Below are 13,648 nucleotides of genomic sequence, written 5' to 3' on the forward strand. Positions count from 1 at the left end.
TGCCTTTTCATTGTCCCCGGATCTACTCCTTTTCCGGCAACTCCACCCTCAGCGCCAACTCTTCCAGCTGGGCGTCGGAGATGGATGCCGGAGCGTCGATCATCACGTCGCGGCCCGAATTGTTTTTCGGAAAGGCAATGTAATCGCGGATCGAATCGCTGCCGCCGAACAGCGAACACCAGCGGTCGAACCCGAAAGCGATGCCTCCGTGGGGAGGTGCTCCGAACCGGAAGGCATTGGTCAGGAAACCGAACTGCTTCTCCGCCTCCTCCGGCGTAAAGCCCAGCACCTCGAACATCTTCTGCTGCAATTTCGAATCGTGAATCCGGATCGAGCCGCCGCCGACCTCGACCCCGTTCACCACAAAATCGTACGCTTCGGCCCGCACCCGGCCCGGATCGGTGTCGAACAGCGCCACGTCCTCCAGTTTGGGTGAAGTGAACGGATGGTGCATGGCGAAGAAGCGTCCCGCCTCCTCGTCCCATTCCAACAATGGAAAATCCACGACCCACAGCGGCGCGAACTTCGTCTTGTCACGCAGCCCCAACTGCCCGGCCACCTCCAGACGCAACTCGCTCAGCGCCGTGAGCGTATGCTTCTTTTCTCCCGAGAGAATCAGAATCAGGTCGCCCGGCTTCGCTCCGCAGGCCGCCGCCAACGCACGCAGGTCGTCCTGTCCGTAAAACTTGTCCACACTCGACTTCACGTTCCCGTCAGCCTCCACCCGGGCGTACACCATGCCTTTGGCCCCCACCTGCGGGCGCTTCACGAAATCGGTCAGTGCATCGAGCTGCTTGCGGGTGTACACGGCACACCCTTCGGCACAGATCGCCCCGATGTATTCGGCCGAATCGAACACGCCGAATCCCCGGCCCTGCATCAGTCCGGTCACATCGTTGAACGTCATGCCGAACCGGATGTCGGGCTTGTCCGAACCATATTTCTCCATCGCCTCGTGCCACGACATACGAGGGAAAGCACCCTCGAACTCCACTCCGACCGTATTCCTAAACATGTGTTTGGCCAGCCGTTCGAAAACGTCCAGCACATCGTCCCGCTCCACGAACGACATCTCGCAGTCCACCTGCGTGAACTCCGGCTGCCGGTCGGCCCGCAGGTCCTCGTCCCGGAAACAGCGCACGATCTGGAAATAACGGTCGTACCCGGCCACCATCAGCAACTGCTTGAACGTCTGCGGCGACTGCGGCAGGGCATAGAACTCTCCCGGATTCATCCGCGAAGGGACCACGAAGTCGCGTGCACCCTCCGGCGTGGATTTTATCATATAGGGCGTTTCGATCTCCAGGAACCCCTCTCCGTCCAGAAAACTCCGGATGCTCTGGGCCATCCGGTGACGCAGGGCCATCGCCCGCTGCAACGGAGGGCGGCGCAGGTCGAGATACCGGTAACGCATCCGAAGGTCGTCCCCTCCGTCGCTCTGCTCCTCGATGGTGAAAGGCGGCGTCTGCGCGGCATTCAGCACGGTGAGCTTCTCCACGGCCACCTCGATATCGCCCGTAGGCATCTTCGGGTTCTTGGAGGCCCGCTCGATCACCCGCCCCGTCGCCTGCACGACGAATTCACGGCCCAGGTGGGCGGCCGCCTCCCGGATCTCCGCCGGCGAATGTTCCTCCACGGCCAACTGCGTGATACCGTAGCGGTCCCTCAGATCTATAAAGGTCATGGCGCCCAGATTGCGCACTTTCTGCACCCAGCCCGCCAGCGTAACCGTCTGATTCAGGTTGTCCATGCGGAGCTCCCCGCAGGTATGTGTCCTGTACATATTATTTTTTATTAGTTTTGCTCTTCATAAAAGAGACTTCAAAGGTAGGAATTTTCATGGAGACGGAACAGAAAACCGACGAAATTTTTATGCGTCAGGCACTCGCAGAGGCGGAAAAGGCCCTTTCGAAGGAGGAAGTGCCCATCGGCGCGGTTGTTGTCAGCGGAGGGATGGTGATCGGACGCGGCCATAACCTGGTCGAGTCGCTGGGCGACGCCACGGCCCATGCCGAAATGCAGGCTCTCACCGCCGCCTCCGCCGCACTGGGCGGCAAGTACCTCGGCGACTGCACGCTTTACGTCACCGTGGAACCCTGCGTCATGTGTGCCGGAGCGTGTGCCTGGAGCCAGGTCGGGCGCATCGTGTGGGGCGCCGACGATCCCAAGCGGGGCTTCATGCGGCTGGGCCGCGAAGTATTACACCCTCGCACAGAGATCGTTACCGGAGTATTGCAGCGGGAGTGCAGCGAACTGGTCGCCCGCTTCTTCAAAAAACTTAGGGACTGACTTTGGAATTTCAGGATAAATCATTTAATTTTGTGTGAAAGCCTTAACAGGGGATAAAAATCGAATAATAATCATTAATAGTAAAAACCGAACGATGAAGCGAGTAAAAATGATGCTGGCGGTTTGTGCCGCCTTGTTTACAATCGGAAGCCTGAGCGCACAGACGGCGACCGACGTGGGTAAGAAATTCAATGCCGCTGCCGAACTGATCAACGGAAAGAAATTTGCCGAAGCGATTCCCGTCCTGCAGGAGACCATCGACATGGGGGTCAAGGTGGGTCCGGACGCTCTGGCCACGGTACAGAACGCCCAGAAACTGCTTCCGAAATGTTATTTTTACAAAGCGATGGCCGCAGCCAAAGGCAGCCAGTTCGAGGCTGCCGTGGCCGATCTGACGAAGGCCTCGGAAATGGGCGAACTGTACGGCGACCTCTCCACGGCCAACAACGCGAAACGGATGATTTCGCAGGTCTATACGGCGATGGGCGCCAGCGCATTCAACGCCAAAGACTATGCGAAAGCCGCCGAAATCTTCGCCAAAGGCTACGCGGCCAACCCCAACGACACGAAACTGGGGCTGAACCTGGCCATGAGCTACTGCGAACTGGGGCTGAACGACACGACCTACATGAACAAGGGGCTGGATGTCTACAAGAACATCATCGCACTGGAGAGCAAACACAGCAAATACAAAGCGGATGCCGCCACGGCCAAGGAGAAGGTGGTTTACTACCTGATGCTCAACGTTCCCAAGCTGGCCGAAGAGAAGAAATACGACGAGATCATGAAACTGGCCGACCATATCGTCGCCATCGACTCGACCAATGCCCAGGGCAATCTGCTGCGCCTGCAGACCGCCACCAACATGAAGGACTGGGACAAGGTGATCGCCTTGGGCGATGCCGCCGCCGAACTGCAGCCCACTCCCGAACTGAAGTCGGACGCCTACTTCCTGCTGGGTGCCGCCTACCAGAACAAGGAGAACAAGGCCAAAGCGATCGAAACCTACAAGAAGGTGACGGCCGGAGGCAACGTCGAGACGGCCAAAGCACAGATCACGCTGCTGAGCAAATAGCACGACGAACGACTCGATAAAAACTGCGGCTTCTTTCAGCCGCAGTTTTTTTATGCCCGGAGGCGGTTCCTTTCTCCGTCCGGACAAGGTCTTCCGTCATTTTAACATTCCTTTTACTATCTTTGCCCCGTGAACGAACCGTTACGGGAAATAGAACTGCTGGCTCCGGCACGCGACTACGCCTCCGGACAGGCCGCCGTGGATTTCGGCGCCGACGCCCTCTACATAGGCGGAGCGCGTTTCGGGGCCCGCCGCGCCGCCGCCAACTCCACGGAGGAGGTGGCCCGGCTGGTGGAGTATGCCCACGCCTACGGAGTGAGGGTACATGCCACGCTCAACACCCTCGTCTATGCCGACGAACTGGACGAGGCGGCCCGCACGGCCCGGGAGCTGTGCGGAGCCGGCGTCGATGCCCTGATCGTCCAGGACATGGCTTTCCGCCGCATGGACCTTCCGGTAGAACTCCACGCCTCCACGCAGACCTGCAACACCACTCCCGAAGGCGTCCGTTTCCTGGAGGCCTGCGGCTTTTCGCGCGTCATCCTCGAACGGGGCCTCTCGCTGGACGAAATCCGGGCGATCCGCTCCGCCACCCGCGTTCCGCTGGAATGCTTCGTCCACGGCGCCATCTGCGTGGGATACAGTGGCCGGTGTTACCTGAGCCGCAGCCAGTCTCCCCGCAGCGGCAACCGGGGCGAATGCACGCAGGCCTGCCGCCTGCCCTACGACCTGACAGACGCCTCGGGCCGCGTCCTCATCCCGGGCAAACACCTGCTTTCGGTCGGCGATCTGAACCTCTCCGACCGTCTCGAAGCGCTGATCGACGCGGGTGTCGACTCCTTCAAGATCGAAGGACGCCTCAAGGACACCGTCTATGTGAAAAACACGGTCGCCCACTACCGCCGCCGTCTCGACCGGATCATCGCCGACCGGCCCGGTCTCGTCCGCGCCTCGGCAGGGAACAGCATACCCGATTTCGAACCCGATCCCGCACGCAGTTTCACGCGGGGATTCACCCGTTACTACTTCGACGCACGGAAACCTTCGCAGGAAGGGAAACTCTACCGGGTAGCCTCGTTCGACACGCCCAAAGCCACAGGCGCCCCGCTGGGACGGGTGGCGAAAACGGGCAGGGATTTCTTCACGCTCGAGAACAGGGCCGAAACCCTTCCCGGCGACGGCATCTGCTTTCTCTACCGGGGCGAACTCTCCGGCACGAACGTCAACCGCACGGACGGGGAAAGAATCTACCCGAACCGCATGGAGGGCATCCTGCCCGGCGTCATGCTCTACCGCAACTACGACCGCCGTTTCTCATCGGCCGTGGAACGAAGCAGGGTGCGACGCACGATCGACGCATACGCCCGGTTCGAATGGAACGGCCGTACGCTCACCCTGCACCTGCGCGACGAAACGGGCGCCGAAGCCGAAGCGACGCTTCCCGGCCCCTTCGACCCGGCACAAAACCCGGAAAAGATGCGGTCGCTCCTGCGAAGCCAAACCGCCAAAAGCGGCGACACGGTCTTCGCCGTACGGAATGTCGAACTGCCAGACGACATCCCGCCGTTCCTCCCCTCTTCCGCCGTGAACGAACTGCGGCGGACGGCCCTCGACCTTCTACTCCGGTCCCGGCTCGACCGGCTTTCCCGCAAGAAACCGAAAAAGGAGGACACTTCGTTCCCCTGCCCCGACACCCGGCTGGGCCCCGAGTACAACGTCACGAACCCGCTGGCCGAACGGTTCTACCGCGACCACGGCGCGACACGGATCGAGCCGGGCCTCGACCTGGAGGCCACCACCTCCGGCAGCCGGGTGATGACCAGCAGCTATTGCATCCGGCGCGAAACGGGGCAGTGCCTGCGCGGAAAAACCGAATGGAAAGAGCCGCTCTACCTGCTACGCGGCACCAGACGCTACCGTCTCGAATTCGACTGCGCCCGGTGCCTCATGCATCTCTACGACGAATCTCCCGGCGACAAACGCCCGTAAACCCCGTTTTCATGAAAGCACCCGACCTGCTCACCCCCACCCTTTGGAAAGACTACGAACTGATCGACAGCGGCCGTTTCGAGAAACTGGAGCGCTTCGGTTCCCGCACGCTCCGCCGTCCCGAACCCCAGGCCATCTGGGAGAAATCGCTCCCGGAGGAGGAGTGGCGGCGGCTGGCCGACTGCACGTTCCGCCGCGAAGGACGCAGCGAGGATCGGGGCGAATGGATCTGTCCGCCGCGCATGTCCGACCGCTGGTCCGTGGAATACCGCTACCGGGAAATGTCGCTGCGCATGCGGCTGGGCCTCACCTCCTTCAAACACGTGGGCCTCTTTCCGGAGCAAGCCGAAAACTGGAACTTCATCTACGACAGTGTACGGAGAATCGCCGCGGGAACCTCCCGGAGCGAAACTCCCGGCCGTCCCCGCGTTCTCAACCTTTTCGCCTACACGGGAGGCGCCTCGCTGGCCGCCTGTGCCGCGGGGGCGGAGGTCACCCATGTCGATTCAGTGAAACAGGTGGTCAGCTGGTCGCGGGAGAACATGGAGGCCAGCGGGCTCGACGGCATTCGCTGGATCGTGGACGACGCGCTGAAATTCGTGCGCCGCGAAGTGAAACGGGGCCGCATCTACGAAGGACTGATCCTCGATCCCCCGGCCTACGGACGGGGACCGGAAGGCGAACGGTGGATTCTGGAGGAGCAGATCACCGAACTGCTCGGCCTGTGCAGCCGCCTGCTCGCCCCGGGGCCTTCATTCCTCGTACTGAATCTCTATTCGATGGGGCTCTCGGCCCTGCTGGCCAAAAGCGCCGTCAACCAACTGTTCGGCCCCGCGGCCGACGAACAGTTCGGCGAACTCTACTTCACCGACCGGGCCGGGAAAGCCCTTCCGCTGGGTGTCTACTACCGTTTTTTCAGGAACTGACGGACCGGGGAGGGAATTTTCCTCCGGCCGTCAGTAATACAGCACGACTCCCGCCACACCCGAAGCGACGATCAGCAGGATCGGATTGACTTTCCGCACCGACAGCACGAAACAGAGCCCGAAAATCACCCAGCTTTTCCAGTCGATGAACGTATCGGGCGTCAGCAGGATCAGGGCCGCCGCGACGATCATCCCGATCACCATGGGCTGCATGCCAGCCATGGCACCCGTCACGTAACGGTTGTTCCGCAACTTGAGATAGAACCGCGTGACGGCCAGCATGATGGTCAGCGACGGCAGGCAGACGGCGACCGTGGCCAGCATCGAGCCCCAGATATTCCCGGTCACGGTGTAGCCGATGTAGGTGGCACTGTTGATGGCGATCGGCCCGGGCGTCATCTGCGAAATGGCGATGATGTCGGCCAGCTCGGCATTGGTGAGCCATCCGTTCCGCACCACGATCTCGTTCTGGATCAGCGACAGCATGGCATACCCGCCTCCGAAGCCGAAGAACCCGATCTTCAGATAGACATAGAACAATTGCAGGTAGATCATCGCTTTTCCCGTTTACAGTGATAAAAGGTCCATAGTATGCCTCCCGCGGCCCCCAGCACGATACACCAGATCGGCGACATGCCCAACCTCCACACCACGGCGGCGGCAACCAGCGCCAGCAGGATGCGCCTGAACCCCATTCCCCGGGTCAGTCCCAGGATCGGAGCCACGATCAGCGCCACCACCGCCGGCCGCATCCCCTTGAAGGCGGCCTCCACCACGCGGTTGTGCCGTATCTCGGTGAAGAACAAGGCGATCAGCAGAATGATGACGAACGAAGGGATCACCACCCCCAGGATCGAAGCCACCGCCCCGCGGCAACCGTCCAGCCGGTAACCCACGAAAACCGACGTATTCAGCGAAATAGGTCCCGGAGCCGACTGTGCCAGCGTGAGCAGCTCCAGAAACTGCTGCCGCTCCACCCATCCCCGGCGGTCGATGATCTCCCGCTCGATGAGCGGAATCATCGCGTAACCTCCCCCGAAGGTGAACACCCCGATCTTGAAAAACGAGGTGAAGAGCCTCCACCACATCGCACCCCCGTCCTGCATCTTCGTCCGTTCCATCCTATTGGTTGATAAAGGCCACGGAGACGACCGCCGCCACGGCCGCCGTCTCCGTACGCAGACGGCTCTGCCCGAGCGACAGCTCCCGGAACCCGTTCTCCCGGGCAAACGCCACCTCCTCCGGAGAAAAATCCCCTTCCGGTCCGATCAGAATCAGCACATTGTCGCCCGGACGGACATATTCGCCCAATAATTTGCGCTCCGGTCCGTTCTTATCGCAGTGGGCGATCAGTTTCACCCCGTCGAACGGCCGGGCGACCAGCTTCCGGAACGGGGTCATCCCCTCCAACACGGGATGATAGGCCTTGAGCGACTGTTTCACGGCACTCGTGATCACCTTCTCCTCCCGCTCGTGCTTGACGACCTTGCGTTCCGAACGGGCGCAGAGCAGGGGCACGATCCGGTCCACTCCGATCTCAGTGGCCTTCTCCAGGAACCACTCGAACCGCTCGACGTTCTTGGTCGGAGCCACGGCCATCGTAAGGCCCCAGCCCCGCTTCTCGAACTCGGGAAAGGTTTCGACCACCTCCACCGTGCAGCGCCGCGGATCGGCATCGACCACCCGGGCCCGGTAGAGGTTGCCCCGGCCGTCGGTCAGGTGCAGCGGATCGCCCGCCCCCAGACGGAGCACCCGCACGCAATGGCGGCTCTCCTCCTCCCCCAGCACGTAGCGGGGCAGGGTCATGTCGGGCGCATAAAACAGTTGCATTTTATTTCGAATTAATTTTATCTTTGCAAAGAAACAAAAAATTGTCCAATTAAGTATGAAAATGACGATGCCGCGTCTCATCGCGCTCTTTCTGATTCTCCCTATGACGACCACGCTTATTTCCTGCAGGAACCACACCCCCGACGGGCCCAACCCCCTGCTTTCCGAATGGGAAACCCCCTTCGGCGTTCCGCCTTTCGACCGGATCGAGACCCGCCACTACCTGCCGGCTTTCGAAGAGGCCATCGCCCGGCACACCGCGGAGATCGACTCGATCGCCTCGAACCCCGAGGCTCCCTCGTTCGAAAACACGATCCTGGCCTACGACCGCAGCGGCAGACAGCTCGCCCGCATCGCAAACGTCTTTTTCATGGTGGCGGCCGCGGACAACAATCCCGAAATGCAGGCCGTACAGGAGAAGGTATCCCCGATGCTTTCCGCCCACTCGGACGGAATCATGCACGACGAAGCCCTCTTCTCCCGCGTAAAGGCGGTGTACGACGCAGTCTCCTCCGAGCCCGACCCGCTCCGCAAACGGTTGACCGAAAAGACCTACAAGGAGTTCGTCCGTTCCGGCGCCCTGCTCACCCCCGACAAGAAACAACGTCTCCAGCAGATCAACGGAGAACTATCCCTGTTGCAGGTAAAATTCGGCAACAACCTGCTGTCGGAGAACAAGGCATTCACCCTTGCGGTGGACTCGTCGGGCATCGCGGGCCTTCCGACCGACGTAGTGACGGCGGCCGCAGCGGCGGCGGAAAAGAGCGGGAAACCGGGACAGTGGGTATTCACCCTCGGCAAGCCGAGCCTGATCCCCTTCCTCACCCACGCCGAACGCCGCGACCTGCGCGAAAAACTCTACAAGGGCTACCTCGACCGCTGCAACTACGGCAACGAAACGGACAACAAACAGGTGGTGAACGACATGGTCCGGCTACGTACCGAACGGGCCCGTCTGCTGGGCTATTCCTCCCACGCAGCATTCGTGCTCGACGACGAGATGGCCCAGACACCCGAAAACGTCTATTCCCTGCTCGACGACCTCTGGAAACCGGCCCTGCGCCGCGCGATGGACGAGTTGGCCGACATGAAAAAAATCCGCAAGCAGGAGACCGGCAGCGACGATTTCGCCTCGTGGGACTGGTGGTATTACGCTGAAAAGGTACGCAAGGCCGAGTACGACCTCGACGAGGAGGCGCTACGCCCCTATTTTTCACTGGAAAACGTGCGCAACGGCATCTTCATGCTGAGCAACCGTCTCTACGGCCTCACGTTCCGCCCCGTGACGGCTCCCGTGTACAACAGCGAATGTCACGTCTACGAAGTGCTCGACATGGACAACTCCCACCTGGGGGTCCTCTACCTCGACTTCTTCCCCCGCGACGGCAAATCGGTCGGAGCCTGGTGCGGCACGTTCCGCGACCAGTCGTACGACGCCGAAGGCAAACGCATCTCGCCCGTGGTGAGCATCGTCTGCAACTTCACGCGCCCCACTTCAGCCAACCGGCCGGACCTGCTCAACCTGGACGAAACGGCAACGTTCTTCCATGAATTCGGCCACGCCCTGCACAACTTCTTCCTCGACGTGAAATACGACGGACTGGCCTCGGTGGAACACGATTTCGTGGAACTCCCTTCCCAGATCATGGAGAACTGGGCCTTCGAACCGGAACTGCTCCGCCGGTACGCCCTGCACCACCAGACGGGCAACCCCATCCCCGACCGTCTGATCGAAAAAATCCAGAACAGCAAGCTGTTCAACCAGGGATTCGCCACGGTCGAATACCTGGCCGCCTCCTACACCGACATGGACATCCACAACCTCTCCGAATACGCTCCGCTCGACGTGAACGCCTTCGAGAAAAAGTCCCTGTCCGAAAAACGGGGCCTGATTCCCGAAATCGAACCGCGCTACCGCTATCCCTATTTCAGCCACATCTTCGACGGAGGATACTCGGCCGGATATTACGGCTACATCTGGTCCGAGGTGCTCGACAAGGATGCCTACCGGGCTTTCGCCGAGACGGGCGACATCTTCAACCGCGACGTGGCGCTCCGATTCCGCCGCGAGGTACTTTCGAAAGGCGGTACGGCCGACGGCATGACCCTGTACCGGAATTTCCGGGGGCAGGAACCCTCCCGCGAACCCCTGCTCCGGGCACGGGGACTGATCGGGGAGAGCAGCGAAACCTCCCGTCCCGCCGGAGCATAACGGCTTACGACATTCCAAAGCGGGGCAGTCTTCCTTGTCGGAAGACTGCCCCGCTTCTCATATCGGAAAATCCCGACGATCACCCTACTCTCCCCCGACAGACGACGCCGGCGGTTTCAGACATTCCGGACCAAAACCCGGTCTTTCTCCGGGAATCGGTCTCCGCCGTCCCGTCACTTTCCCAAAATGAAAATCGCCGGACGCTTATTGATCTGCGGACGGGGAGCGGCCTTCCACTCCCTCACGGTCGCCGTACGGACATATTCGCCGGGCTCCAGCAGATCGGCGGCCACCGTCAGGCGGGTCTCCGGCTGGCAGACGGCGAACAATTCGTCCAGCAGCTTCGCATTCCGGTACGGGGCTTCGATAAAGATCTGCGACTGTCCCTCGGCAAGTGCCCTCCGTTCGTAATGACGGATCGCCCGCGCCCGTTCGGGCGGTTTGACGGGCAGGTACCCGTTGAAGGCGAACGACTGCCCGTTCAGCCCCGAAGCCATGAGTGCCAGCAGGATCGACGAAGGACCCACCAGCGGCACCACACGGATACCGTGCCGGTGACACAAAGCCGCCAGATCGGCTCCAGGATCGGCTACGCCCGGCACACCTGCTTCGGAAATCATTCCCCCGTCGCGCCCCTCCAACAAGGGTTCCAGCAATCCTTCCACCTCCTGCGGAGGCGTATGTTCGTTCAGTTCGGCCATCTCCAGCTCCGCGATCGGCTTTCCGATCCCGGCCCGGCTCAGAAACCGCCGCGCCGTCCGCGCGTTCTCCACCACGAAATAATCCAGCGAGCGGATCACCTCGCGGTTATGCAGCGGCAGCACGTCGTACGGATCGCCGCCCTCCCCGATCGGACAGGGAATCATATAGAGGGTTCCTTTCCCGTCCATCGCACTACTCCTTCAGATAGACCCGCTTCACCCGGGTCGAAACGGAGGTCATAATCTCATAGGGAATCGTATCCAGCACCCGGGCCATGTCTTCGACCCCGTTTCCCGGCCCCCCGCCGTAAACGACCGCTTCGTCTCCTTCCCGACATTCGATGTCCGTCACATCCACCATGCAGGTGTCCATGCAAACGCGCCCCACGATCGGGGCCGGCTTCCCGTTCACCCGGAAGGCCCAGCGGCCGCATCCCAGGTGACGGTCGAGCCCGTCGGCATAACCGATCGGCACGGTCGCCGTCCGCGTCGGGCGTGCGAGCCGTCCGGCCCGTCCGTACCCCACGGTCTGCGATGGATCGAGCTCCTTGATCTGCACGATACGGCTCTTGAGCACGGCCACGCGGCACAGTTCGGACTGTCCCTGCTGTGTGGCAGCCACGCCGTACAGCCCGATTCCCAGCCGGCACATATCGTACTGGGCCTCAGGAAAACGTTCGATCGCCGCGCTGTTGGCGATATGCCGCAACACCTTGTAGGGAAGCGCCTCCACGATCCGTCCGCTCATCTCCTCGAAACGGGCGAGCTGTTCCCGGGTGAACGCATCTTCCGACACCTCGTCCGAAACGGCGAAGTGCGAAAACACGCTCTGCACCTTGACCAAGCGGCCATACCCGGCGATCTCCTCCAGCAGCCGGACGATCTCCCCCTCGACGAAACCGAGCCGGTGCATTCCCGTGTCGAGCTTCACATGGATCGGATAGTCCCGCTCTCCGTGCCGTTTCAACTCATCGGCAAAGGCATGCAACGAAGAAAAACTGTATATCTCGGGCTCGAGTCCGTGGGCGATCATCAGTTCGAAGCTGTCCGCATCGGCATTCAGCACCACGACCGGCATCGAAATGCCCCGCTCCCTCAGGGCCACTCCCTCGTCCGCGAAAGCCACTGCCAGATAATGCACCCCCTGGTGCTGGAGCATGTTGGCGACCTCATACCCCCCGTGTCCGTACCCCGAAGCCTTTACCATCGCCATCAGACGCGTATGGGGCTTCAACTTGGCCCGACACACGTTCAGGTTGTGGATCATGGCGTCCAGATCAACCTCGAGCTTCGTCGTGTGGCTCTTGAGCTGGAGGGCATGACTGACACGCTCGAACTGCGAGGAACGGTTGCCCTTGATAAGAATGGCCCGGCCCGCCACGCTCTCCCGCGTCACGGCACCCAGGAAAGCATCCGTCGTCGGGTAGAACTCCGACCCGCGGGGAAAAAGCGGGGCATACTCCCGGATACGGGTACCTATCCCGATCAGATGGTCCACACCCGTGGCCTCCATCATGTGGGCCACCTTCGAATAGAGCTCCTCCTCCGTGTAGCCGCTCTGGAGAATGTCCGAAAGGATCAGCGTCTGCGGCCGTTCGCCCGCCACACTGCGCAAGTAGTCAAGCGCAATGGAGAGCGAATTGACATCCGAATTGTAGGAATCGTTCACGATCAGCGATCCGTTCAGCCCGTCCTTCAGTTCCAGCCGCATGGCCACGGGCTGCAGGCCGCCCAGACGCGAACGGACCTCGTCCCGGTCGTATCCCAGCACATCGTACAGGGCCACGGCCAGCGCAGCGTCCTCCTGCGAAGCCCGGTCCGGGAACCCGCTGCCGACATCCGTCTTCGCGGCATCGAACAGCCGGGGGACGATTTCCCCGTCCGGATGCCGGCGGGCTTCGGCAACCTGATAGAGAAGCTGCTCCTCGACCTGGGGATAATGGCTGCTGTAAAGGATCGTCCGCGCCGCACGGAACAGGTGCAGCTTCTCCTCCAGCTTATGCTGCAAATTCCGGAAATGCTCCTGATGGGCATCCCCGAGCGTAGTGATGACACCGACATCGGGCCGGACGATCCGCTCCAGCCGAGCCATTTCGCCCGGCTGCGAAATACCCGCCTCGATCAGCGCGATCTGTTCGTCCCCCTCGATCATCAGCACCGAAAGGGGGACGCCGATCTGCGAATTGTAGCTTTTGGGGCTGCGGAACAGTTTCACCCCCGGCGGACAAAGCTGGGCGATCCACTCCTTGACCACCGTCTTGCCGTTACTCCCCGTAATCCCCACCACGATACCGCGGAAACGGCTCCGGTAGTCGGCCGCCAGCGACTGAAGGGCCGCCACCGAACTCTCCACACGGACGAACCCCGCTTCCGGATAGCTGTCCATCCGCACGTCGCGCTCCACCATAAAGGCTCTCACGCCCCGGTAGTAAAGCTCCGCGATATAGGCGTGCCCGTCATGGTTCACCCCCGCGATCGCCACGAACAGAGGCCGGTCGCCGAGCGTGAAACTGCGGCTGTCGGTCGCCGCCGAGCAGACCGTCAGATCCGCTCCCGTCAATTTTCCTCCGCAAATGCGGGCGATTTCACTGAGTGCATATTTCATATCGGTATTCCTTTAAACCTT

General features: G+C 61.3%; 11 protein-coding genes. 5 read left to right on the forward strand and 6 right to left on the reverse strand.

From position 1 onward, the window contains the following. Window positions 1-22 precede the first annotated feature (22 nt). Entirely contained in the window at window positions 23-1,783 is a 1,761-nt protein-coding gene (gene aspS / locus INF32_RS07390) for an aspartate--tRNA ligase (protein ID WP_226387706.1), read from the reverse strand. Between the two features lie 56 nt (window positions 1,784-1,839). Between aspS and INF32_RS07395 the strand changes: the two genes are divergently transcribed. From INF32_RS07395 to INF32_RS07410, 4 genes are all read left to right on the forward strand, one after another. Further along, window positions 1,840-2,289: a nucleoside deaminase gene (locus INF32_RS07395; protein WP_226387707.1), complete on the forward strand. Its 450-nt coding sequence runs from the start codon at window positions 1,840-1,842 to the stop codon at window positions 2,287-2,289. 94 nt (window positions 2,290-2,383) lie between these two features. Continuing rightward, complete coding sequence (locus tag INF32_RS07400; protein ID WP_226387708.1) at window positions 2,384-3,364, forward strand: tetratricopeptide repeat protein; 981 nt, start codon at window positions 2,384-2,386, stop codon at window positions 3,362-3,364. Between the two features lie 129 nt (window positions 3,365-3,493). Next, window positions 3,494-5,353, forward strand: a complete 1,860-nt coding sequence (locus INF32_RS07405) for a peptidase U32 family protein (RefSeq protein ID WP_226387709.1) — start codon at window positions 3,494-3,496, stop codon at window positions 5,351-5,353. Between the two features lie 11 nt (window positions 5,354-5,364). Then, the gene (locus INF32_RS07410; RefSeq protein ID WP_226387710.1) at window positions 5,365-6,279 is read left to right on the forward strand and encodes a class I SAM-dependent methyltransferase; all 915 of its coding nucleotides are present in this window, start codon (window positions 5,365-5,367) and stop codon (window positions 6,277-6,279) included. 30 nt (window positions 6,280-6,309) lie between these two features. Here the strand turns inward: INF32_RS07410 and INF32_RS07415 are convergent, their stop codons facing one another. The 3 genes from INF32_RS07415 to INF32_RS07425 are packed head-to-tail and all read right to left on the reverse strand — an operon-like array spanning window position 6,310 to window position 8,109. Beyond that, a complete protein-coding gene (locus tag INF32_RS07415) occupies window positions 6,310-6,834 on the reverse strand; it encodes a chromate transporter (protein WP_226387711.1) in 525 nt (174 codons plus the stop codon). Further along, window positions 6,831-7,400: a chromate transporter gene (locus INF32_RS07420; RefSeq protein ID WP_226387712.1), complete on the reverse strand. Its 570-nt coding sequence runs from the start codon at window positions 7,398-7,400 to the stop codon at window positions 6,831-6,833. The genes INF32_RS07415 and INF32_RS07420 overlap by 4 nt, the downstream gene beginning before the upstream one ends. Before the next feature lies 1 nt (window position 7,401). Further along, window positions 7,402-8,109: a 16S rRNA (uracil(1498)-N(3))-methyltransferase gene (locus INF32_RS07425; protein WP_226387713.1), complete on the reverse strand. Its 708-nt coding sequence runs from the start codon at window positions 8,107-8,109 to the stop codon at window positions 7,402-7,404. Between the two features lie 55 nt (window positions 8,110-8,164). Between INF32_RS07425 and INF32_RS07430 the strand changes: the two genes are divergently transcribed. After that, window positions 8,165-10,321, forward strand: coding sequence for a M3 family metallopeptidase (locus tag INF32_RS07430; RefSeq protein WP_226387714.1), 2,157 nt, complete (start codon window positions 8,165-8,167; stop codon window positions 10,319-10,321). A 173-nt stretch (window positions 10,322-10,494) separates the two neighbouring features. On the opposite strand, the gene INF32_RS07435 is transcribed toward INF32_RS07430, so the two are convergent. Continuing rightward, window positions 10,495-11,211, reverse strand: coding sequence for an SAM-dependent methyltransferase (locus INF32_RS07435; RefSeq protein WP_226387715.1), 717 nt, complete (start codon window positions 11,209-11,211; stop codon window positions 10,495-10,497). A gap of 4 nt (window positions 11,212-11,215) precedes the next feature. Then, window positions 11,216-13,627, reverse strand: coding sequence for a bifunctional UDP-N-acetylmuramoyl-tripeptide:D-alanyl-D-alanine ligase/alanine racemase (locus INF32_RS07440; protein WP_226387716.1), 2,412 nt, complete (start codon window positions 13,625-13,627; stop codon window positions 11,216-11,218). Between the last annotated feature and the right edge of the window lie 21 nt (window positions 13,628-13,648).

The organism is Gallalistipes aquisgranensis (genome assembly GCF_014982715.1).
In the GTDB taxonomy this organism is placed as follows: domain Bacteria; phylum Bacteroidota; class Bacteroidia; order Bacteroidales; family Rikenellaceae; genus Gallalistipes; species Gallalistipes aquisgranensis.